The organism is Paenibacillus sp. FSL P4-0113, assembly GCF_038009305.1.
Taxonomy (GTDB): Bacteria; Bacillota; Bacilli; order Paenibacillales; family Paenibacillaceae; genus Paenibacillus; species Paenibacillus polymyxa_D.
In genome coordinates this window covers 2,438,005-2,459,391 of the sequence record NZ_JBBPAZ010000001.1, presented here as the reverse complement: position 1 = coordinate 2,459,391, position 21,387 = coordinate 2,438,005, and the positions used below count along the sequence as shown (strand labels likewise).

The 21,387-nt window shown below is 47.2% G+C and carries 21 protein-coding genes and 1 riboswitch; of the genes, 16 read left to right on the top strand and 5 right to left on the bottom strand.

The genetic code is table 11. The annotated features are described in order from the left end of the window. The first annotated feature begins 25 nt into the window (after positions 1-25). The 4 genes from MKX46_RS10355 (at position 26) to MKX46_RS10340 (ending at position 5,240) form a co-directional block, all read left to right on the top strand. Positions 26-2,104 (top strand): peptidoglycan D,D-transpeptidase FtsI family protein, encoded by a 2,079-nt coding sequence (locus MKX46_RS10355; RefSeq protein WP_341071227.1) that lies wholly within the window; start codon positions 26-28, stop codon positions 2,102-2,104. Positions 2,105-2,186: 82 nt separating this feature from the next. Beyond that, positions 2,187-2,936 carry a Cof-type HAD-IIB family hydrolase gene (locus MKX46_RS10350; protein ID WP_061829851.1) on the top strand — a complete coding sequence of 250 codons (750 nt, stop codon included), beginning with the start codon at positions 2,187-2,189 and terminating at the stop codon, positions 2,934-2,936. Between the two features lie 51 nt (positions 2,937-2,987). Further along, the gene (locus tag MKX46_RS10345; protein WP_061829850.1) at positions 2,988-3,467 is read left to right on the top strand and encodes a DUF456 domain-containing protein; all 480 of its coding nucleotides are present in this window, start codon (positions 2,988-2,990) and stop codon (positions 3,465-3,467) included. A 138-nt stretch (positions 3,468-3,605) separates the two neighbouring features. After that, positions 3,606-5,240: a putative polysaccharide biosynthesis protein gene (locus MKX46_RS10340; protein ID WP_341071226.1), complete on the top strand. Its 1,635-nt coding sequence runs from the start codon at positions 3,606-3,608 to the stop codon at positions 5,238-5,240. Positions 5,241-5,257: 17 nt separating this feature from the next. Here MKX46_RS10340 and MKX46_RS10335 read toward each other — a convergent pair whose 3' ends face one another. Then, positions 5,258-6,547 carry a DUF2515 family protein gene (locus MKX46_RS10335; RefSeq protein WP_341071225.1) on the bottom strand — a complete coding sequence of 430 codons (1,290 nt, stop codon included), beginning with the start codon at positions 6,545-6,547 and terminating at the stop codon, positions 5,258-5,260. Between the two features lie 239 nt (positions 6,548-6,786). Between MKX46_RS10335 and MKX46_RS10330 the strand changes: the two genes are divergently transcribed. The 8 genes from MKX46_RS10330 (at position 6,787) to MKX46_RS10295 (ending at position 14,866) form a co-directional block, all read left to right on the top strand. Then, positions 6,787-7,131, top strand: a complete 345-nt coding sequence (locus MKX46_RS10330; protein ID WP_029518216.1) for a thioredoxin family protein — start codon at positions 6,787-6,789, stop codon at positions 7,129-7,131. Positions 7,132-7,350: 219 nt separating this feature from the next. Further along, complete coding sequence (locus tag MKX46_RS10325; protein WP_341071224.1) at positions 7,351-8,280, top strand: COX15/CtaA family protein; 930 nt, start codon at positions 7,351-7,353, stop codon at positions 8,278-8,280. Between the two features lie 129 nt (positions 8,281-8,409). Then, positions 8,410-10,176 (top strand): UbiD family decarboxylase, encoded by a 1,767-nt coding sequence (locus MKX46_RS10320; protein ID WP_208332629.1) that lies wholly within the window; start codon positions 8,410-8,412, stop codon positions 10,174-10,176. A gap of 51 nt (positions 10,177-10,227) precedes the next feature. Further along, positions 10,228-10,953, top strand: coding sequence for a Cthe_2314 family HEPN domain-containing protein (locus tag MKX46_RS10315; RefSeq protein ID WP_029518219.1), 726 nt, complete (start codon positions 10,228-10,230; stop codon positions 10,951-10,953). 125 nt (positions 10,954-11,078) lie between these two features. Next, positions 11,079-11,218, top strand: a riboswitch (SAM riboswitch). A 136-nt stretch (positions 11,219-11,354) separates the two neighbouring features. Continuing rightward, positions 11,355-12,377 (top strand): methionine ABC transporter ATP-binding protein, encoded by a 1,023-nt coding sequence (locus MKX46_RS10310; RefSeq protein WP_341071223.1) that lies wholly within the window; start codon positions 11,355-11,357, stop codon positions 12,375-12,377. After that, positions 12,374-13,042 carry a methionine ABC transporter permease gene (locus tag MKX46_RS10305; RefSeq protein ID WP_069012611.1) on the top strand — a complete coding sequence of 223 codons (669 nt, stop codon included), beginning with the start codon at positions 12,374-12,376 and terminating at the stop codon, positions 13,040-13,042. Before MKX46_RS10310 ends, MKX46_RS10305 begins: the two co-directional genes overlap by 4 nt. Positions 13,043-13,116: 74 nt before the next feature. Continuing rightward, a complete protein-coding gene (locus MKX46_RS10300) occupies positions 13,117-13,959 on the top strand; it encodes a MetQ/NlpA family ABC transporter substrate-binding protein (protein WP_029518221.1) in 843 nt (280 codons plus the stop codon). Between the two features lie 142 nt (positions 13,960-14,101). Then, positions 14,102-14,866 carry an SDR family oxidoreductase gene (locus MKX46_RS10295; protein ID WP_029518222.1) on the top strand — a complete coding sequence of 255 codons (765 nt, stop codon included), beginning with the start codon at positions 14,102-14,104 and terminating at the stop codon, positions 14,864-14,866. Between the two features lie 91 nt (positions 14,867-14,957). On the opposite strand, the gene MKX46_RS10290 is transcribed toward MKX46_RS10295, so the two are convergent. Further along, positions 14,958-15,203, bottom strand: coding sequence for a NifU family protein (locus MKX46_RS10290; RefSeq protein WP_013311836.1), 246 nt, complete (start codon positions 15,201-15,203; stop codon positions 14,958-14,960). Positions 15,204-15,290: 87 nt separating this feature from the next. Between MKX46_RS10290 and MKX46_RS10285 the strand changes: the two genes are divergently transcribed. Further along, positions 15,291-15,548: a YuzB family protein gene (locus MKX46_RS10285; protein ID WP_023990179.1), complete on the top strand. Its 258-nt coding sequence runs from the start codon at positions 15,291-15,293 to the stop codon at positions 15,546-15,548. Positions 15,549-15,631: 83 nt separating this feature from the next. On the opposite strand, the gene MKX46_RS10280 is transcribed toward MKX46_RS10285, so the two are convergent. Next, positions 15,632-16,699, bottom strand: a complete 1,068-nt coding sequence (locus MKX46_RS10280; RefSeq protein WP_029518224.1) for an NAD(P)/FAD-dependent oxidoreductase — start codon at positions 16,697-16,699, stop codon at positions 15,632-15,634. A 204-nt stretch (positions 16,700-16,903) separates the two neighbouring features. Further along, positions 16,904-18,010 (bottom strand): aminofutalosine synthase MqnE, encoded by a 1,107-nt coding sequence (gene mqnE, locus MKX46_RS10275; protein ID WP_029518225.1) that lies wholly within the window; start codon positions 18,008-18,010, stop codon positions 16,904-16,906. Positions 18,011-18,381: 371 nt separating this feature from the next. Here mqnE and MKX46_RS10270 point away from each other — a divergent pair, with 371 nt between their 5' ends. Further along, positions 18,382-18,741, top strand: a complete 360-nt coding sequence (locus MKX46_RS10270; RefSeq protein WP_013311832.1) for a HesB/IscA family protein — start codon at positions 18,382-18,384, stop codon at positions 18,739-18,741. Positions 18,742-18,890: 149 nt separating this feature from the next. On the opposite strand, the gene MKX46_RS10265 is transcribed toward MKX46_RS10270, so the two are convergent. Then, on the bottom strand, positions 18,891-19,091 hold the full coding sequence (locus tag MKX46_RS10265; RefSeq protein ID WP_029518226.1) for a hypothetical protein: 201 nt from the start codon (positions 19,089-19,091) through the stop codon (positions 18,891-18,893). Positions 19,092-19,352: 261 nt separating this feature from the next. Here MKX46_RS10265 and MKX46_RS10260 point away from each other — a divergent pair, with 261 nt between their 5' ends. Continuing rightward, entirely contained in the window at positions 19,353-19,718 is a 366-nt protein-coding gene (locus tag MKX46_RS10260) for a hypothetical protein (RefSeq protein ID WP_340886337.1), read from the top strand. 93 nt (positions 19,719-19,811) lie between these two features. After that, the gene (locus MKX46_RS10255; protein WP_341071222.1) at positions 19,812-21,386 is read left to right on the top strand and encodes a sigma-70 family RNA polymerase sigma factor; all 1,575 of its coding nucleotides are present in this window, start codon (positions 19,812-19,814) and stop codon (positions 21,384-21,386) included. Position 21,387 lies beyond the last annotated feature (1 nt).

The following is a 21,387-nucleotide window of genomic DNA, read 5'->3' as shown; positions in this document are numbered from 1 at the left end:
TTGGAAGGAGTAATGACAAGCTAATATGGACAGAGGAAGCTTGGATAAAAAGTTTTCATTCAAAAAGAAAAATGATGAAGAGAATGAAGAGTCACGAAAAAAACGGACGGTTTTACGAACCAACCTGCTGTTTTTTAGTGCTTTTGTGCTGTTTGCCCTGATCATTACCAGACTAGCTGTATTGCAGTTTGTACAATCGGAGGAGCTGAAAGGCCAGCAGCAATCCGTAAATACGAAAAATGTCCCGTTAGCCCCGAGTCGTGGCACGATTTATGACTCCACAGGTACGGTTAAGCTGGCGTATTCGACTTCAGTACAGTCCTTGTATGTAACTTTATCTAAGGATTATAGCAAACGTACGGAGAAAGATCGCAAGCCGGGGGAAAAGCTGCTCCCTGAGCTTAATGCTTTTGCTGCCAAGCTTGCTGCCAAATTAAACGAACTGGGTCGTACCGAAGGAGAGCAGCTTAATGCAGAGGAAATAAAAAAGAGGCTGGACCCGGACTATAATCAATATAGGGGATTTACCCCACGTTTGGTCAAATCCGACTTGAGTCGGGAGGAAATCGCTTATTTTCTGGAGCATCGGACAGAGTTCCCTGGTGTAGAGGTTGTAGAAGAAAGTGTACGCCATTATGACCCGGATCGGGTGGCGGTACAAACGATTGGATATATGTACAAGTTCAAAGGAGCTCGAACGAACCGGCCCAAATATAAAGAGCTCTATGAAGCGAATTCGGAGGTTTTAAAACCGGCACAGGTTTATTCGGAAAGTGAAACGGTCGGATATGATGGCTTGGAGCTTCAGTACCAGGACGAGCTGAGAGGAAAAAATGGCTATAAAACGGTAGAGGTCAATCCTCGCAGCATGCCGGAGGGCATTGAATCCATTACTCCTCCTGAAAAAGGACATCATTTATATTCCACCATCAACAGGGAAATTCAGCAGAAAACCGAACAGGCCATTATGGATCAGCTTCGCTGGCTTCATACTCATGCCGTATCGGGGAAGCTTCATCAAGACGCAACCACTGGCTTCGCTGTAGCGATGGAGGTAGAGACCGGAAATATCGTGGCAATGGCCAGTATGCCGGATTATGACTCTAATGTATGGAAAAGTGGAAGTACCTCACCTTCGGTATATGACGAAATTCAGCACAAAATGGGAAATGGAACCATTAAATCCGTCCCTAGCGGAAAAGCGGGTCCACATCCAGAATCCTCGGTGCTTCTGGGTTCAACCATTAAACCGCTGACCGTGCTGATCGGGTTGAAGGAAAACCTGTTTTCTCCCGGACAGACTTATCAGGATACGGGAAGTGCGTACTACGGCAAAAATCGCTCCAGCCGGGTTGGGAACTCTAGCGGACATGTGTATGGTTCTTTGACACCTAGCAGGGCAATTGAGGTCTCGTCAAATACGTTTATGGTGGATATGATCGGCAAGCCGCTATATGGCAAATACGGAAGTAATGCAGGGGTGCATCAGGGAATTGACGTATGGGACAAGTATATGAAGGAATTTGGATTAGGCGTACCGACTGAAGTTGATCTGCCGGGCGAGTGGGCAGGCAGACTCGAGTATACTAGCAAAAAGGAAAGTGCGTTGACACGTTTGGTACAGGCATCCTTTGGTCAGCAGGGAAAGTATACAGCCATGCAGCTGGCCCAGTATACGACTGTGCTGGCAACAAAGGGCAAGCGTATGCAGCCTCATTTGGTCAGCAAAATTGTAGATGATCAGGGGAATCTTGTACGTGAATTTAAGCCGAAGGTGCTGAATGAGGTCGTTTTTTCAGATACGCACTGGAATACAGTGATTCGAGGTATGGCTACAGATGTTAAAGCCTTTAATGGATTCCCTTATGATTATGCCCGTAAAACGGGGACTTCCGAGCAGGTGGTGGGACGTACGGTTAAAGATAACGGGGTGTTCATCGCCTTTGCTCCCCGTCAAAATCCGAAGCTGGCAGTAGCAGTCATCATTCCTGAAGGGGGCTTTGGTGCGACGAGCGCTGGACCGGTTGCACGTAAAATATTTGATGCGTATGACGAAGTATATGGGCTAGATGGTACTCCTAAAAAGCCTCTGGCAGCAAAGTGAGGACTTGAATTTTTTTGTGGGCTTCTCTTTTTCATGGTAAAATGTCGTTGGACATAAGGGACATACAGGAGGAAGAGAGACTATGGGAGAAAACCAATATAAATACAAACTGCTTGCGCTCGACATGGATGGAACCTTACTGAATGATAATCATGAAATTTCCTTGGAAACGATTAACTGGATTAACAAGGCGATTCAGGAAGGGATCCATGTATGCTTGTCTACTGGACGTGCAGCGATGCATGCTCTGCCTTACGGTCAGCAACTCGGCCTGGAGACGCCAATGGTAACTGTAAACGGCAGTGAGGTGTGGAAATCACCCCACGAGTTGTGGCGCCGTTATTTACTTGATAAGGAGCTCGTTCGTAAGATGCACCAGATTGCCGTAGAAACAGGCTCTTGGTTCTGGGCTTACTCAACGGAGGAATTATATAACAGAGATCGTTGGCCAGATACATTGGACACACAGGAATGGCTTAAATTCGGTTATAATACGGAAAATGATGAAATTCGCCACCAAATTTTGCTTAAGCTTCAGGACATGGGTGGACTTGAAATTTCCAATTCTTCGATGACAAATCTGGAAATTAACCCAGCTGGTATATCCAAAGCCAGTGGAATCGCTGAAGTGTGCGACTTGCTGGGCATTACTCTGGAGCAGGTGGTTGCTGTTGGCGACAGTCTGAATGACCTGGCTGTGATTCAAGCGGTTGGACTGGGCGTAGCCATGGGTAATGCTCAGGATACAGTTAAAGAAGCCGCTGATGTGGTCGTGGCTTCGAACAATGACGACGGCATTGTAGAAGTGATTCGTGATTATGTGCTTGTGTAATACAACGAATGATGCAGCAAGCAGGATGAATGGACGAGAAGGAGGAGGCCCATGGACGTTGTAGGTTGGATTGTTGTCATTGTGTTGTTCATTGTGGGCATGGCCGGGGCGGTATATCCCGTATTGCCGGGGGCGCTCGCCATCTATTTTGCATTTTTTGTATACGGCTGGTTTTTCTCGTTTGCTCCATACAATGCATTGTTTTGGATTATACAAACACTAATCGTCGTTGCCCTTTTTGTTGCCGATTATGCTGTGAATGCGTGGGGAGTCAAGCGATTTGGCGGCTCGCGTCTGTCAGCAATCCTCAGCACTGTCGGGATTATTATTGGCCCCTTCGTTATTCCGGCATTTGGCCTGATTTTGGGACCATTTATCGGCGCCGTACTGGGTGAGCTGATTGGCAAAGCCCCGCTGGATCGAGCTATAAAAGTGGGCTTTGGCTCTGTATTAGGTCTTTTTACCAGCACCGTGATGAAAGTGATTTTGCAGCTTGCCATGATTATTGTATTCTTGATTTGGGTGTTATGACCCGAGATTCGTTTTCGTTTATTATGATTTGCAGAGACAGAATCGACATGCGGCTCCGCACCGGTGATGGCTCAGGCCATGATTGTTTGTGCGGGGCTTTTGCATGCGTGTGAACAGCAAGAAAGAAGGGAACGCATTTTGTCCAATAAAGAAACATTCCTTAAAGGTACGCTTATTTTAGCTGCTGCCGCCTTGGTGGCCAGAGTGCTTGGTCTGGTACAGCGTGTTCCATTGGAGCATCTGCTAGGTTCCGTAGGGAACGCCTCGTTTACCATTGCGAACAACGCTTATTTGATGCTGCTCACAGTGGCTACGGCCGGTATTCCCAGCACACTGAGCAAAATGGTTTCAGAACGTTATGCACTGGATCGGCCTTCGGAAGCGCGACGTGTGTACCGTGCGGCTTTGATATTCGCAGCCGCGGCAGGCATTATCATTACAGCGCTGCTGTATTTTGGAGCGCCTTACTTTGCCGAGCATGTAGCAGGGGTTCCGCAATCCGCTTTGGCCATTCAGGCTTTGGCACCAGCATTACTACTGTTCCCTGCCATTGCTATGATGCGTGGATACTTCCAAGGGCGCGGTAATATGACCGCAGGCGGTATTTCACAAATTGTGGAGCAGGTTGCACGGGTAGCGACCGCTATAATACTCGCTTTTATTATTTTGAAGCTGGGTTATGGAGATCGCGAGGTTGCAGCCGGGGCCTCCTTTGGGGGGGTCATGGGAAGTCTTGGCGCTCTGGCGGTCATGTTGTACTATACGGTGAAATTGCGTCGTCAGGATCGCCAAGATCGTCAAGATCAATTCCAAGAGGAAAGCTCCGCGCTACCGATGATGCGCATCTACAAAGATATTTTCAAGCTTTCCATTCCTATTGTATTGTCGTCTCTGACGGTTCCGGCGGTCAACTTTATTGATACGTCGATTGTGGTGAGACTGCTGTCTGGTCAAGTGGGATTGGATCAGGCGACTACTCAGTTGGGTTATCTAGGCTCTCGGGCACAGAGTGTGGCGGGGATTCCGCCGATTTTGGCCATTGCGCTCAGCCAATCGCTTATTCCGATCATTTCAGCGGCATTTGCCCGTAAGGATGAGCAGCATTTACAAAACCAGATGACGCTGGCCCTGCGTATCTCTATTTTGACTGGAATGCCAATTGTGCTGGCTTTATGTGTGACCGCCTATTCTATTAATGGTTTACTGTTCAGCTCGCTTGGAGGCAGTGGTATCATCGCTGTTCTGACACTCGGAACGATATTCCAGATTACGATGATGACTTCTAATTCAATACTGATCGGTATGGGCAAGCCGCGTATTTCAATGGTTAATGTCATGGTTGGTATCGTCGTTAAGTTTGCAGCGAGCTGGCTGCTGGCTGGTTGGCTTGGAATTTACGGGATCATTGCCGCAACCGGATTATGTTTCCTCGTGATCACGTTGCTGAATTTGCGTGTGCTTAAAGGGATCGTCTCCTTTTCCATCATGGGCCGTCGCTGGGTAGGTTTCTTAACCGCAGTCGTCGTCTCGGGAGCTATCGGATACGGTGTAAATGAAGCCAGTATCCTGCTGGTGCATCTGATGCCTGCGCGTGTAGCCTTCTTCATCGCGTGCTGCATTGCCGGTGCGACTGTACTGGTATGCTATTTGGTGTTGCTGGTTGTACTGCGCGTATTGCGCAGGGACGAGCTGGGCAACTACCCACGTATGTTGCAAAAGGTACTGCGCCCGTTAATGCGTCTACAGCGTGAGTCCACAGGACAACGAGGCTAAAAGAGTCCTCCAGTCTTTCAGTGGAAAGGTTGCAAGCTGTTATGGGCAATGTGGGCCATTGCTGTTTTTTGGATGCCATGGCGATGCTCATGGCGCATGGCAAATAACAGCGGTCGCCTTGGTTCGCTGAGATGTCCAAGTGTGGAGCCGTCCTGAAACCAGTCATACCGGGGGATTGGATCATAGGCTGTATCGGACCAGACGGCGTTCAGCTCCGGGCTGTACAGACGTTGTCCTGGCGGTAGCCATTCATGTGCTAAAAGCGTTGCACTTTCATCTGGAGAGTGCAACGCTTTTTGTTCATTCGGTGTGAACAATCCGGGCCAATAGTCGCTGCGTGAACCCGTATGCGGCACACTGTTAGCGAATGCTGATACCTGATCCAGCACCTGCTGATGGCCGAAGAGCATAGCATAGAGACTTTTGCCAAAGCCGATCCGCTCGTCCAAATGGCCAAAACGCTCCATCACTAGTCCAGCAAGCCCACCGTTTAGCCCAAGTGGAAATATAACCTGATTAAGCTGGAGCCAGTCATGCAAATAAAAGCCCGGCTTGTGTGTCACAAATTTTTGAAAATACGGATCTTTTACTACACGTCCTTCAATATAGTTTTGTTCATTAATGATGAGCGCCACAGTCAACAGAGAGCTATCACGCCATGCCCAGAAACGTTCCCAAAAGGGCTTCATGAATGGCGAAACGTGAAAATAAGGCAACAAATGAAAGCAACTCCGACCTAAATGACGGCTGTGCATGTAAAGTTGCAACTGCGGATAAGCGTCTTGAAAAATAAGGGCGTTACAGCGCTCCAGTAGCCGATACAGCCATTCCTTTTCCTGCTCGCCGAATAGGTTGTCAATCAGTCCCCCTTTCAGATCGGTCATATGATAGCCGCCATTACGAGAAACCAGGTGAGCCAGTAATGCCCAGTGTAACTCCGGGTAGCCACGATAGCATTCAAGGTAAGCAGCAGTGCGGGTAACGTTGCTGCGATTCTCCTGTGCTGTATCGTTCTTGATCCGCTCCAGCAGCTCACAGTCTGTTTCGCATAAGGGCATATTCAGAGAAGAGGGACGCGTAGCGGGTCCGTTCACCAACATTAACGCTTCAGCTTCATTCATAACGGCCTGTGCCGTATGATAATCCCACGCTAGTTCACGCAAGGGGTAGCGTAATTTGCGGGATTCGGTCCAGGCTGCCCGTTTGCCTTCCCAAGCTTCCTCAGCAACACGGGGAACGGAACCCAGTAACTTTAGCCCTCCCTGAAGCTGTCGAGATGCCGTATGGAGCCATTCGGTAAGAGACATGACTAAATAACCTCCTTTCCAACTGCAAGCATCCCCGTATCCTGCCAAGTAAGTTGGGTATGCTGTTAGGATGTCGTCGTTTATGTGGTGGATTCTTAAGTATATATTTAGTATGCCTCAATGAGAGGGCTTCCAATCGGCATGTGAGCAGAATGGGGGAGTGTGCAAAAGCTTCACTTGGCGTTACAATAGAAAGTGCAATCTTTTCAGTATAAAAAGAATTTAAGGAGGAATCATCCATGCAAAAAATCGTCTCTCATGAAGACTTTAATAAGGCAATATCCACTCCGGGCGTAACGGTGGCTGTATTTAAGGCGGACTGGTGTGGGGATTGTCATTTCATTGATCCGTTCATGCCTGATGTGGAACAACAATATGCAGATAAGCTTACATTAATTGAGATTGATGTAGAACAGGCCGAAAGCGTCAGTCAAGAGCAGAATGTATTGGGGATTCCTAGCTTTATCGCTTACAGTGAAGGGCGAGAACTGGTACGTCTGGTGAACAGACTGCGCAAATCCCGCGAGGAGATTGAGCAATTTTTGGATCGGGCTGTTGAAGTCCATACGAGCTTGGCAAAATAATGAATGCTGTACATGCATACATGAAGGTTCCAAATTGAATTTTAAACATCAAGACATTCAGAAAGCCGCTTCCTTTCAAGGGGGCGGCTTTCTCACGAACACGTTCACATTTTGTCAACAAAGCTCGTATGTCAAGGAACGATATATCAGTTATAATTACTATAAGTGATCATTTCACAACATATAAAGTGAATAAATATTATATTTGGAAGGATACGGGTGAATTTGAATAACAAAATTAGAATATTAAAATGGCTGGCACTCGTAACATGTATTGTCATGTTTTTGGCTACCTTCGGTGGAGGTGTTGTGACGCGGACGGATTCGGGTCTGGGCTGTGGCCGGGAATTCCCGCTATGCAATGGTAAGCTGGTTCCGGCACATACGATCGCATCCCTTATTGAGTTCTCTCACCGCTCCGTCAGTGCCATGGCCGGGATTCTTTCTATCGCCTCATTTGTTGGCTTTTTGCTGTTTATGAAGCATCGAAAGGATTTACAGCTATTCTCGCTGCTCACGCTCTTGTTTGTGATCATACAAGGTGCAATGGGGGCGTTGGCTGTCATATTCCCCCAATCAGCTGCGGTCATGGGACTGCATTTTGGCTTTGCGCTTATCGCTTTTGCCAGTGCGACTATGATGACGCTGGGGGCCTGGCAGGAGCATGCGGACTCACGCCACACTCCGCGTCTGATTCCTGGGCCTGTCAGTCGGGGCTTTCGTAATTTTATATGGCTATCGACGATCTATACCTATATTGCTGTCTATTCAGGGGCGTTGCTTAGTCACTCGGTCATCCAGAAGGTTGTAAATATTGGAGGCTTCATATCTCCACTGTTGCTTCATCAGATTTCAGCCGGTCTGCTGTTCGTCATTATCTTGGCTGTGGGTCACTACGCATACCGTTATCACCCGAATCACCGGGACATCCGTATATTGGGTGTTGTATCGGTCTTGTTAATCCTGCTTCAAGTGGTGATTGGAATTATCTTGCTGTACGTCAACAGACCTGAAATCTACATGTTTATCGTGCTGGGGCATATGCTGGTGATTGCATCGTTGTTCTCCATCTTGGCTTATCTGAGCTATCGTGTATGGCAATTGTCACCGGATCGCAAGCTTGTTCCGACCCAAGCACAACGTACCTAAGCATTTCATAGATCATAGTGAAGCGGATTTTTGCCCAAGTGGCGTTTAAACACGTATAATAGCATATAAGAAACAAACCAGGCCCACGAGTTTCTCGAGGGCTTGATTTGCTTAGGAGGAATCGTCCAGTTGATCTACCAGAATTTGCGCCAATTTATTGAAGCACTGCGTAAAGAAAATCATCTTAAAATTATAGAGGCACCTGTCGATCCTTACTTGGAGCTGGCTGAGATTCATCGAAGAGTCATTGAGGAAGAAGGGCCGGCACTGCTGTTCACGAATGTAAAAGGAACTCCGTTTCCTGTAGCCAGTAATCTGTTTGGCACGAATCGCCGTGTGGACATGGCTTTTGGCCCGCGCCCAGAGCAACTGATGGATGCGATTGTAGGAGCAACCAAAACATTGTTTCCACCTACACCCAAAGCATTGTGGAATGAACGTGGCCTGATTAAGGACATGCTAAAAGTAGGCCTAAAAACAGTATCTCATAGCGAGGCTCCTGTATTGGGAGTTCGCCGTACAGAGGCTCCGCTGGCACCACTGCCTAAAGTGACCAGTTGGCATGAGGATGGAGGACCGTTTATTACCCTTCCACTCGTGTATACCGAGAAGCCAGGTCAGCCCAAGGATCATAATCTGGGGATGTACCGCATTCAGATTTATGATGATCAGACGACGGGCATTCACTGGCAAATTCATAAAGGCGGCGGTTTCCATTATCATGAAGCGGAGCTGCGTAATGAGCCGTTGCCTACGACGATTATCATCGGTGGCCCGCCTGCTCTGATTGCGTCTGCCATTGCTCCAGCACCGGAAAACTTGCCTGAGCTGTTGCTGGCTTCGCTTATTATGGGAGGCAAGCTGCCCATGACAGAGGACCCGCTTGGGGGTCATCGGATTCCAGCAGAAGCAGAATTTGCAATCAGCGGTTATGTGCCACCTCATGAACGCCGTCCGGAAGGCCCGTTTGGCGATCATTTTGGATATTATTCATTACAGCATGATTTCCCTGTATTTCATGTCAAACATATGCATCACCGCAAGGATGCCATTTATCCGGCAACCATTGTAGGTAAGCCTCGGCAAGAAGACTACTACCTCGGTGAGTTTTTGCAACGTCTGCTGTCGCCTGCCTATCCGCTTGTGATGCCTTCCGTCAAGTCCCTGTGGGCGTATGCGGAAACGGGCGTACATGCGCTGGCAGCGGCAGTCGTACGTGAAAGCTACTCCCGTGAAGCGCTTGTATCCGGTTTTACCATTTTGGGTCAAGGTCAATTGTCATTGACCAAGTTCCTGATGCTGACAGATCGAGTCATTGATTTATCTGACTTTAACCTGCTGTTAGAAACCATTCTGGAGCGATTTAATCCAGCAAGGGATTTATTTATTTTCAATCACACGTCACACGATACACTCGATTACACAGGCCGCAAGCTGAATCATGGCAGTAAGGCGATCCTGATGGGAATAGGTGAGCCTGTACGTGAATTGCCTCGTGCTTATGAGGGAGGCGATCTGCCGGGCATTCGTGAAATTGAGCCCTATTGCGGAGGGTGCCTCGTTGTGTCCGGCTCTTCCTTTGAGCAGGAGCCTGAACTCGCTGCGCGTGTATTGGAGCGATTAGCTGCGGGTGAGCAAGAGTGGCCGCTCGTTTTCATTGTGGACGATGCCAAGGAAGTCGTTCGCTCTCAAGCCTCGTTCCTGTGGACGGTATTCACTCGCTTTAACCCGGCTACGGATATGTACGCGGACAGCGAAGTGCGTTTGCATCATCTGAACTATAAGCTGCCGATTGTAGTGGATGCGCGTATGAAGCCGGGGTATCCGGATGAGGTGTTACCGCGTGAGGATATTGTTAAGCTTGTAGATCAACGATGGACAAGTTATTTCGCTTGACGCCCTAATTAAACCTACAGCCGGATTTTATATTTATAAGGAGGCGTAAGCATGATACGCAAGCTACTGGGTGAGCCGCCGCGTGTGAACAAGGGCATCCTGCTAGATGCCATGAATAGCATGTCAGATATGTTGAACCTGCTGGAACGGCAAATTCAGGCTGGTGGAGATCCGACCCACGATTTTCGGAAGGCGGATATTTTGACACGCGGTCTAATGTCATCTCTGGATGAACTGGAGCAGAGCCATCATGCTGCCGCCTTTTTCCGTATGAAAGTGAAAGCCGGATATGCTGAAGATATGAGTGAGGATGAAAAATCCGACTATGCATTGTATGTTTTCTTTTATAAAGATGGGTTTGTGAGGGTATTTTCCATTCTGGATAAGCTGGGCAACTGGCTGAATGATCTGTATGATTTAAAAACAGGACAGTATAAGGCGCATTATTCGTATTTTACCGTGTTGCGGCAGCTCAAGTATCTCAAAATGCATCCTGTATTGACCGATAATTTATATGATATCAAGGATACATACAACGATGCGATCAATCGGCTGCGTAAGCGGCGAAATACGGAGATACACTATATGAATACAGAAATGCAGGATGATCTCTGGCAACGACACCGAGCTTTGTATGGAAAAATCCAACTGGAGGACCTTGATCACCATTTGGAAGATTTGCAGCAGGGCTTGGAAATGGTGTGTCGGTCGTTGTCAATCGCCTTTACTTATACTGCGAAACAATGGAAGAACCGGGCAGTACGCCCAAAAATATGATAGAAAATATCCTTTGACAAAGCAATGTAAACTATCTATACTGAAACCTAGTTTCAGAAAAATGCTTGAATTATGTTTTTTTATATAAACTTAACGGACAGCTAAAGCTGGAGTTTAACATATTTTTCTTATCCAGAGAGGTGGAGGGACTGGCCCGATGAAGCCCGGCAACCCGTTTTTTCCCGGTGTAATACACTGGGAGGGAACATGATGGTGCTAATTCCTACAAAACCGCTAGAGTTATAGCGATTTTGGCAGATGAGAAAAGGATCGCAAGGTGGGGCCCTTTTCATTCTGTGAAAGGGGCTCTTTTTTGTATAAATAAATAGCGATTTTATACAATCCTGAGAGATGACAACTGGTAAAAAGGGTAAGGAAGAAGTGAAGGGGGTCGCAGCACGTTGATAGAGCTTAAGCAGTTAACCAAGCATTATGGCAAAGGCAACCGACGCGTAAATGCGCTGTCTGGGTTGAATCTTTCTATAAAGCGTGGAGAAATATTCGGAGTGATTGGTCACTCCGGGGCAGGGAAAAGTACATTGATCCGCTGTATTAATTTATTGGAACGCCCTACTTCAGGTGAAGTATGGGTAGACGGGGTAAACCTCACTACTGTGAGTCAATCCCAGTTACAAATGCAGCGCCGAAAAATCGGAATGATTTTTCAGCATTTTAATTTGTTGTCTTCGGCGACGGTATATGACAATATTGCATTTCCGTTGCGGCTGGTAAACACGCCCAAGCAGAAGTTGGACCAGAAGGTCCGTGAACTGCTGGAACTGGTGGGTCTCGAAGAGCACAGTGGAAAATATCCGTCACAGCTCTCAGGTGGACAGAAACAGCGGGTAGGAATTGCGCGGGCGTTGGCTAGTGATCCTCATGTATTGCTGTGTGACGAAGCGACTTCTGCGCTTGATCCGCAGACGACGGGGTCTATCCTGAAATTGCTGCTGGATATTAATCAGCGATTTAATTTAACCATCGTGCTGATTACACATGAAATGCATGTCATTCAAAGCATCTGTGATAAAGTTGGCGTCATTCATCAGGGTGACATCGTGGAGCAAGGTCCGGTGGCGGAAGTATTTTTGAAGCCACAGCACCAGGTAACCAAGGACTTTATCCAGCGGGAGTCAGAACATCCCGAGGAGTTGCAAGCAGCGATTGCGGCAGCAGGTGGCGGCGAGTCGGCACAGGTGGTGCGTATCTCCTTTTTGGGCAGCAAAACATATGATGCGATTCTGTCGCGTACGGCTCGAAGCACTGGGGTTGATTTTGCGATCTTGCAGGGAACCATATCTACGATTAAAAATGTACCCTATGGTCAGCTAATCGTTCGTTTTGAAGGAAATCATGAGGATATAGAGCGTACGCTGCGCGAAGTGTCTGGGCAAGGACTTGATGTGGAGGTGATCGGACAATGAGCGAACTTGATTTTTCACAAGTGAGTTGGGAAGAGCTAGGGAATTCTACTATGGAAACCCTTCAGATGCTCGGTGCATCCGCATTGTTCACCCTCATTATTGGTTTGCCGCTCGGCATATTATTGTTTCTGGCGAGCCGCTCCTCGTTGACTCTGATGAAGGTGATATACATTGTATTATCATTCATCGTTAACATTTTACGTTCCGTGCCATTTATCATTTTGATCGTTGCACTTATTCCTTTTACACGATCGCTGGTAGGTACCTCGACCGGGGTGTTGGGAACCATCCCACCATTGGTTATAGGGGCTGCTCCATTCTTCGCACGTCTTGTCGAAACGTCTCTGCGTGAAGTGGACAAGGGTGTCATTGAAGCCGCACAAGCAATGGGGGCCTCGACAGGACAAATTATCCGGCGTGTGCTGTTACGTGAGGCACTTCCGGGACTGCTAGCCGCATTAACCATTACCGTCGTTACACTCGTATCCTACACGGCAATGTCCGGGATGATCGGGGGCGGTGGACTGGGTACACTGGCTATCAACTACGGCTATTATCGTTATGAAACGGCTGTAATGATCGTTGCGGTCGTGCTGATGGTCGTATTGGTTCAATTGCTGCAAATGGCGGGAGACCGTCTCGTGCGGCATTATACTCGAAAATAGGGAAAACATATAGATATCCTTATTGATCAGGACGTCTGCTCCTGAATATTACAAATTATTGGAGGGGTAATAACATGAAGAAATGGGTATTGGCTGTATTAAGCTTGACATTAATTGCGGTGCTGGCTGCTTGCGGCACAAAGAGCACAACATCGGATACAAACAATGCGGCCGAAAATACAGGCGGATCACCACGTGAAGTGGAGCTGAAAGTTGGAGCTTCTCCTGTGCCGCATGCGGAAATTTTGGAAGCAATCAAACCTCAGTTGGAAAAAGAAGGGGTTCGTCTCCAAGTCGTTCAGTTTAACGACTATGTACAGCCGAACGTTCAATTGTTTGACAAGCAGTTGGATGCTAACTTCTATCAACATGTACCTTACTTGAATGTTATGAACAAAGAGCGCAAAATGAATTTGGTTTCTGTGGGCGCGGTTCACCTGGAGCCTTTCGGCATCTACTCCCAAAAATATAAAAAGCTTGATGAACTCCCAGATGGCGCAACGGTAGCCATTCCGAACGATGCAACAAACGGAGGCCGTGCATTGTTGTTGTTGGAAAAACAAGGTCTGATCAAGCTGAAAGACGCAAGCAACATTGAAGCTACGGTAAAAGATATTACTGAAAATAAGAAAAACCTGAAATTCAAGGAGCTGGAAGCGGCTATGCTGCCACGTCAGTTGCCTGAAGTGGACATTGCGTTGATCAACACGAACTACGCTCTGGAAGCTAAGCTGAACCCGACGAAGGATGCACTGGCACTGGAAGATAAAGATTCTCCATATGCTAACGTTCTGGTAGCTCGTCCTGATAATAAAGATTCTGAAGCGATTCAGAAGCTGCTTAAAGCTTTGCAATCCCCAGAAACTAAAAAATTCATTGAAGATAAATACCAAGGCGCAATTATCCCGGCATTTTAAGTAGGGAACGAGAACACATTGCACGCAAACCCCAGATTCTCTTGAACAAGAGGACTGGGGTTTCTTTTGGATAGAGTTGTAGGGGAAGCTTAAATATTTTATACTTGGGGGTGACCGTTCTCTGTGAACAGGAGGAAAATTGTTGAGAGATAAAGTCGCATTCATAACGGGTAGTGCCAAAGGTTTAGGTAAAACGACCGCTCTGCGTCTGGCGAATGAAGGCTGTAATATTGCGCTGAATTATGTGCATAGCCAAGCAGAAGCCGAAGCGCTTAAGCGGGTGATTGAGTCTAAGGGAGTACGCTGCCTGTCTTTACAAGGGGATATCACTGTTCAGAAAGATATCACGAGGCTGATTGGTGAAGTCCAGGATCGGCTAGGCGGAGTCGATATTATGGTGAACAATGCTGGACCGTTCATCCGGGAACGCCGCCTGTTTGCGGATTACAGTGTAGCTGAGATTCATACCATGATACAAGGGAATCTGGTCGGTACCATGTTGCTGGATCATTTGGTATTGCCTCACATGCGTAGCCAGCAATGGGGACGTATTATTCATTTTGGCTTTGGTCATGCTGGAGAAGCGAGGGCTTGGCCGCATCGCGCCGTCTACGCAGCCGCCAAGGTGGGGCTGGTGTCTTTTACGAAGTCACTGGCTGTGGAGGAGGCTCCTTATGGCATCACGGTCAATATGATCTGTCCAGGGGATATTCGAGGAGCAAATAAGGAAATGTCAATCGCCGATGTCATCGGCATGCAGGATAAAGAGACACCGCGTGGGCGTCCGGGGAGCGGAGAGGACATTGCGCGAGTGATCGCCTATTTGTGTGAGGAGCATTCGGATTTTATAACAGGCAATATTATGGATGTATCGGGAGGATTGGACCCCATTCGGCCAACCATATAAGCTTGAGTGATCCCTCAGACGCTGTAACACAAAAAAGAGTCTTGAGCTTCGTTACCGAAGTCAAGACTCTCATGATCTTATGCATCAAGCATTAGAATACTTGTACCACTTCTTGGACGCCGTCGACTTCTTCGAGAAGAGCGCGTTCAATCCCTGCTTTCAGCGTGATTGTGGAACTTGGGCAACTGCCGCAAGCGCCTACCAGCTTCAGCTTAACGATGCCGTCTTCTACGTCAACCAGCTCAACGTCGCCGCCATCGCGTTGCAGGAACGGACGGAGCTTATCCAGTACATCTGCTACTTCATCATACATTTGAACGCTTTGTGTTTCGCTCATTAGAATTCAACTCCTTTCCTATACCTTTATTATTATATTACAAAGCGGGCCAAATTAAAATGCCCGTCATCCAAAGCAGGTGAAAAAATGTTAAGACCTATTATTGAGTTTTGCACCAGTAATATGCATTGGGGCACTGATGAAATCATGTCCAAGCTGGAACAGAATCCAGATTATGATGTGATTGAATACGGCTGCCTAAGCAATTGCGGTCAGTGTAACGCGGAACCCTATGCGATGGTCAATGGTGAGATTGTATCCGCAGATTCAGCAGAGCTTCTGTACGAAGTGATTATGAACAAAATTAAGGAAGCTGAAGCATGGGATAACCTAGACTTGGATTGAAATATAATGTCTGTTAGCCCATACACGCAATATACAAAGAAGACCTGCTTTGGGAGCGGGTCTTCTTTGTTTGTTTAGCATGATCAGCCAAAATGGCGTTTGGACTTCCAGAGCACACCGCTTTTAAGCAGGCGTGGTACACGGCCGCGCAATGAAGTGCTGCCCATAAAGCCATAGCCGAACCCGGCCTTCTTGCCAAGTGCGCCTAATGTACCGCGCAGCTTTAAAGGATGCGGGTGAGGCGTTTGACCTTTCCATAGATCACGTACAATATGTGCGATTTGTTCCCCTTGCACCTCTGCTGCCTGAGCGCTTGGAGAGTAGGGAAGGCTCGCACAGTCTCCGACCACATATACCTCTGGATGATCTGGTATTTGGTAGTAATCGTTGAGCACGATACGACCCTGAGGGTCTTTAGGGACAGCTAAATCCTGCACGATTTTTACTGGCTGAATCCCGGCCGTCCATACCACTGCATCCGTTACAATTTGCTCGTCACGGTTATAAATAGCCCCCGGCTCAATACGAGAAACCGCAACATGGTTCAGGGCATTAACCTGATGCTCCTTGAACCAAGCATGTACATAGGCAGACAAACGTTGCGGGAATGCTGACAGCACCCGCTCGCCCCGATCCATAATGGTAATATTCAAATCCGTGCGGCTTTCACGTAACTCCGCTGCAATCTCAACACCGCTAAGACCGCCGCCTACAATATGGACATGTCCATATGGCTTGATTTCGTTCAAGCGCAGATAGGTTTGGCGGGTATGGTTAAACGACTGGATCGTACAGCTGTGTTCTTCAGCCCCCGGTGTATTGTGAAAGCGGTCGGTACAACCCAACGCAATGACAAGCTGATCATAGGGCAAGGGTTCACCGTCTTGAAAATGGACCATTTTATTCTCCAGATCCATCGAGGTGACCTCTCCGTATTTGCGAATAAGACGTTGCTCATCTGGAAAATGCACCCGCAAATCAAAATCAGAAACCGTACCTGCTGCGAGGGCATAGTACTCTGTTTTCAAGCCCTGAAAGGGCATTCGATCCACTAAAATAACTTGAACATCGTCGGGAATGTGTTTATCCAGCAATTCTTTGGCAATGGTAAGGCCGCCATAGCCGCCCCCCAGAATAACGAAATTTTTCATCAAAATCTGCCTTCCTTTCGCTACCGTGTCCCCGGCAAATGGTCTGGTGTCTCGTCGATCTAACACAAGTTTTTGTTGTTATAAAACCCGAGAATCGGGCCTGCCTGTGGCAGACAGACCAGCGTATTCCGGGGCAGCATGATGCTGCATGATGTGAGTAATGGGGATGATATGCTCGCGGGAAATCTGAATCCGATATTACATTTATTCGAAAACTTCGATTTCGTTATAGAAGGTGTCTCGTTCTACAGGTATGCGTCCTGCACCTTTGACCAGCCAGATCAGCTCTTTACGGGTCAATCCGGCAGGGGTCAACGCACCTGCGGCATGGCTGATCTGCTCGCGCACAATCGTGCCATGGACGTCTGATGCGCCAAAGGTGAGAGCGACCTGCGTCAATTGCGGGCCAATATTAATGAAGTAAGCTTTGACATGGTCGATATTGTCCAGCATCAGGCGGCTGATCGCAATGGTTTTGAGATCTTCGTAAGCGGAGTTACGACGCATAATGTTGGCGTTTTTGCTTTTCGGCTGCATGGACAGTGGAATAAATACCATAAATCCGTTCGTTTCGTCCTGCAATTCGCGAATTTGCAGCATATGTTCAATACGATCCTGATACGATTCGACCGAACCGTACAGCATAGTCGTATGAGTTTTCATGCCGAGATTGTGGGCCGTGCGATGTACTTCGAGATAGCGGTCCACGTTGGCTTTGGTAACACGCATCTTCTTGCGATATTCGTCGGACAAGATTTCTGCGCCACCACCAGTCAGGGATTGAAGTCCAGCCTTTTGCAGCTCCTCAAGCACTTCTTTAATACTCAAGCCGCTTATGCGTGTGAAAAAGTCAATTTCCGCTGCTGTGTAGGCTTTCAGTGTAACGTGGGGATATTTTTCATTCAGCGCCTTCAATGAGTCTACATAGTATTGGAAAGGCACATGATTATTATGACCACCGACGATATGAAATTCTCTTACCCCCGGATGGATGTGTTGCTCTACATAATCAATCATTTCCTGCCCGGACAACGTATAAGAGCCGTCCTCCCCCTGATCCTTGCGGAAATTGCAGAACGCGCAGCGCGCTTCGCATACATTGGTGAAGTACAGGCTCATGTTTTCGATAAAATAAACCTTTTTTCCGTTCTTGCGTAAATTAGCTTCGTTAGCCAACTGACCCAGTGTGAGGATATCGTCAGTTTCATACAAATATATACCATCTTCGAGGTTCAAACGAATCCCGTTCTGTACCTTTTCTACAATTTCCGCCATTCTGCGGTCTGTAAAAGGTGTAACTAATGTGGACATGCCTATTCCTCCTTCAAGTTGCTCTGTGCGAGGCTGTCCGCCAAATCAGCGGCACAAGCGCTTGATGCGCACAGGATGTCCCGTTCCGTCGGTAAAATCCGGCAGCGCGGATATACGATATGTGAAAAATGTTACAATGCCAGGCTACAATGATGAATATCTCAAAATATCGCCTTTGAAATGACAAATTTCCGACAGTTTCTTTTACACACTCTTCACCTATTATAAACCTCACACCACCGGTGTTCAATACAAACGAATAGAAAAACAGGTCTTGAAGCCTGTAAGGGAAGGACATTCCATGACTTGAGCACCTGCAAATAGTGGAGTATACTGAAGGAGAACATGAAGTAAAAGAGGAGGATGGAGCTATGATTAACATCACCGATTCCGCTGCTGAGCGTTTGAAGGATATGCTGGAGCAGCAGGAAACGCCGAATATGTTTTTACGTCTGGGTGTTACGCCAGGTGGTTGCACCGGATTCTCGTATGCAATGGGTTTTGACGACAACGAGACGGATCAGGATATATATATGAACGTACAGGATATGAAGATTGTAGTGGAAAAGGAAAGCATCCGCTACCTGGACGGTCTGGAAATCGACTTTGAAGAGTCTGGAATGTCAGGCGGCTTCACGATTCATAACCCGAATGCCGTAGCTACATGCGGCTGCGGTTCAAGCTTCCGTACAGCTACAGATGCCGGGAAACCGAACGAAGAGCCTTGTTAAGGTAGTTTAAAAGGGTACAATGAAATGAATTGTCTGCAAACCTGCATGATGGGGTGTTAACAATTCGAAAATGTAAATCAAGACCTCCAGAACGGTATAGTCACGTACTATATTCGTCCTGGAGGTCTTTTTTAATATGTAGAGATTACTTACTTAGGATCATTATCACTACGTGTGGATTGGACAAATTTACTCAGGGCATTAAAAAAGGCAAATGCAACTGTAAAAAGCAAAAGAGCTACGGGTTTAATTTCAATCTTAGAAAAAACACTATATAAAACTAAAAATGCAAAAAAGAGTACTGAGCTATTTACGTTTTGTTTTGTATAAATAGATTTTATAAAATTCATTGTATCACTCTCCAATTTGATTATAAGAATTCAAAACATATAGTATAAGTACCTCATTAACAAAATAGAAGTTAACTTGGTATATATACCATATTGCGAATGTATTTAATGAACGACTTCTTATACATAAATTACAGTATTGCATACAAACATTCAGGACTTATCAAATAAAAAATTCACATTATTTTAATTAGAGTTTTACTTCACTAGAATTTCAGTATAGGAACTTACAATTTAAATTCTGAGGGAGTGAAAGAATATATGAACAATCCAGTTAGTTTAAAAAGGGCTACCATGACATATGGACCTGATGATGATCCTCATATGTATGAATTAATTGAGGGAGTTCTGTATGATCGTAGTTATTTCTTTTATCTTGAACATGGGATACTGTGTCTGCGACATGTAAGAAAGGTAGAACAACCGGACCATCCACATCTTTATGTGGATGGGGAAAGTGGGGGCCTCCAACTAGCGAAGAATGTACAGCGTGGGATTATGGAAGTCGTTACAGAACTGATCGAGCGTTTGCGTAGTAAGGATGGATTGACGTTTTTACTGGATGAACTGCTATGGCTACATGGTCGAAGTCATATTGAACTTAACCTCGTAAAAAATAAAGGATGATATATTTCTGTTGGAAACTAGCTGGTTTGTAACCTTCCTCCACGGAGTTGGCACTTAAGAATAAGAACACGAAAGAAAAGAGGCTAGGGACGTATGAGGGAGTGGGTTGAAAAGGCACGGCAGGGGGATGAAGAAGCGTTCGGGCAGCTAATGCTGCATTTTCGCGGGATGGCCTATGCGGTGTCCTATGACATGCTGAAGGATGTTCATCTCGCGGAAGATGCCGTGCAGGATGCGCTCATAGAAGCTTATCAGAATCTGGAGAAGCTGCAGAACGCGTCCGCTTTTCCAGGCTGGTTCAAGACCATTGTCGTAAGACAGTGCCAGCGAATGCTGCGGCGCAAGCATCATTCGATGCTTCCTCTGGATGAGGCTATGCAGATATCGGGAGGAGTACCGGGTGTAGCAGAAATTGCGGAGCGTAGGGAGGAGAGCCAAGTTCTGCAACAATCGGTGAAGGCACTGTCTGCCAAGCTGCGCGTGCCTCTGCGGCTGTTTTATTTTTACGGCTATTCTCTTCAGGAAATTTCCGATTATCTGGGCACTCCGATCCCGACGCTTAAGAAGCGGTTGCACGATGCTCGCCGAAAGCTGAAAGGTACACTCCCGGTAGCTGATCTCGTTTCTGTGTTCAATCATTTGTATGAGGGAGGGCAAAACATGCTACATATTGTTAACGGTGATGTTGTAGGCGAGATGTTGAAGCAGGGTGTTGTACAGGGTGATGTGCTTGTATGGAGAGAGGTATATCCGGCAGGACCGATATTTTTAAATCCAGCGGGGGCGGAAGAACGGGCATTGCGGGCCAGGGTCCTAGAAGAATCGATGGGTATTCCGACCAGCGAATATATTACGGGTTGTGAGGAACAGGAGCAGAAACTTCGTGAGTTTATTAAGTATGATGAAGTCGTATTGTGGTTTGAGCATGACCTGTTTGATCAGAGCATGCTCGCCTATCTGCTCCACTGGTTCAAAAGACAGAAACTGGGCCGCACGAAGCTGAGCCTGCTCTGCATTGGGGAGTTTCCGGGAATCGAACGCTTTCATGGCTTGGGACAGCTCACTCCAGCACAGCTTCAGACATTATCTGGGACCTGGCGGACTATTGGGCGGCAAGAAATGGAACTCGGAAGCGAGCTTTGGCAGGCGTATGCTTCTCCTGATCCTGTACAAATGGCTAATCTGCTGGAAAACAAGAAGACAGAATTGGCAGCATCCGGCCTGACTTTTGCCTATGAAGCTTTCACAGCGCATCTCAAGCGGCTGCCCTCGGAGCAGAATGGTCTTGGCATTGTGGAACAGACCACGCTTCAGGCCGTTCATAATGAAGTGAATACGGCATTGGAATTGTTTCGTCAGGTAACTGACGTTCTGCATGTGCTTGGCATGGGTGATCTCGAATACTGGAAATTTATTCGTGCTTTGGCGCAAGGCGAACATCCTTTGCTGATCATTGACGGGATTGAGGCGGGCTTGGATTTCAGACAAATTCCGGATTTTCTGAACCGAAAGGTAATTCTGACAGAGTTGGGTAAAGAGGTACTGAATGGATCAGAGGACCGCATTGCAGTTCAAGGGATCGATGAGTGGTTTGGGGGGCTGCATCTCCATGGACATGAGGTTTCTTGGCGCTGGGATGATATAGCTGGAGGTTTGATCCGACATTGAA

What these genes read in the sequence shown, in the direction of transcription:
- MKX46_RS10305 (WP_069012611.1), top strand. Translation starts at nt 12,374, where the DNA reads ATGAGCGAACTTGATTTTTCACAAGTGAGTTGGGAAGAGCTAGGGAAT.
- mqnE (WP_029518225.1), bottom strand. Translation starts at nt 18,010, where the DNA reads ATGTCCACATTAGTTACACCTTTTACAGACCGCAGAATGGCGGAAATT.
- MKX46_RS10345 (WP_061829850.1), top strand. Translation starts at nt 2,988, where the DNA reads ATGGACGTTGTAGGTTGGATTGTTGTCATTGTGTTGTTCATTGTGGGC.
- MKX46_RS10330 (WP_029518216.1), top strand. Translation starts at nt 6,787, where the DNA reads ATGCAAAAAATCGTCTCTCATGAAGACTTTAATAAGGCAATATCCACT.
- MKX46_RS10300 (WP_029518221.1), top strand. Translation starts at nt 13,117, where the DNA reads ATGAAGAAATGGGTATTGGCTGTATTAAGCTTGACATTAATTGCGGTG.
- MKX46_RS10335 (WP_341071225.1), bottom strand. Translation starts at nt 6,547, where the DNA reads ATGTCTCTTACCGAATGGCTCCATACGGCATCTCGACAGCTTCAGGGA.
- MKX46_RS10255 (WP_341071222.1), top strand. Translation starts at nt 19,812, where the DNA reads ATGAGGGAGTGGGTTGAAAAGGCACGGCAGGGGGATGAAGAAGCGTTC.
- MKX46_RS10350 (WP_061829851.1), top strand. Translation starts at nt 2,187, where the DNA reads ATGGGAGAAAACCAATATAAATACAAACTGCTTGCGCTCGACATGGAT.
- MKX46_RS10355 (WP_341071227.1), top strand. Translation starts at nt 26, where the DNA reads ATGGACAGAGGAAGCTTGGATAAAAAGTTTTCATTCAAAAAGAAAAAT.
- MKX46_RS10260 (WP_340886337.1), top strand. Translation starts at nt 19,353, where the DNA reads ATGAACAATCCAGTTAGTTTAAAAAGGGCTACCATGACATATGGACCT.
- MKX46_RS10280 (WP_029518224.1), bottom strand. Translation starts at nt 16,699, where the DNA reads ATGAAAAATTTCGTTATTCTGGGGGGCGGCTATGGCGGCCTTACCATT.
- MKX46_RS10270 (WP_013311832.1), top strand. Translation starts at nt 18,382, where the DNA reads ATGATTAACATCACCGATTCCGCTGCTGAGCGTTTGAAGGATATGCTG.
- MKX46_RS10315 (WP_029518219.1), top strand. Translation starts at nt 10,228, where the DNA reads ATGATACGCAAGCTACTGGGTGAGCCGCCGCGTGTGAACAAGGGCATC.
- MKX46_RS10265 (WP_029518226.1), bottom strand. Translation starts at nt 19,091, where the DNA reads ATGAATTTTATAAAATCTATTTATACAAAACAAAACGTAAATAGCTCA.
- MKX46_RS10290 (WP_013311836.1), bottom strand. Translation starts at nt 15,203, where the DNA reads ATGAGCGAAACACAAAGCGTTCAAATGTATGATGAAGTAGCAGATGTA.
- MKX46_RS10285 (WP_023990179.1), top strand. Translation starts at nt 15,291, where the DNA reads ATGTTAAGACCTATTATTGAGTTTTGCACCAGTAATATGCATTGGGGC.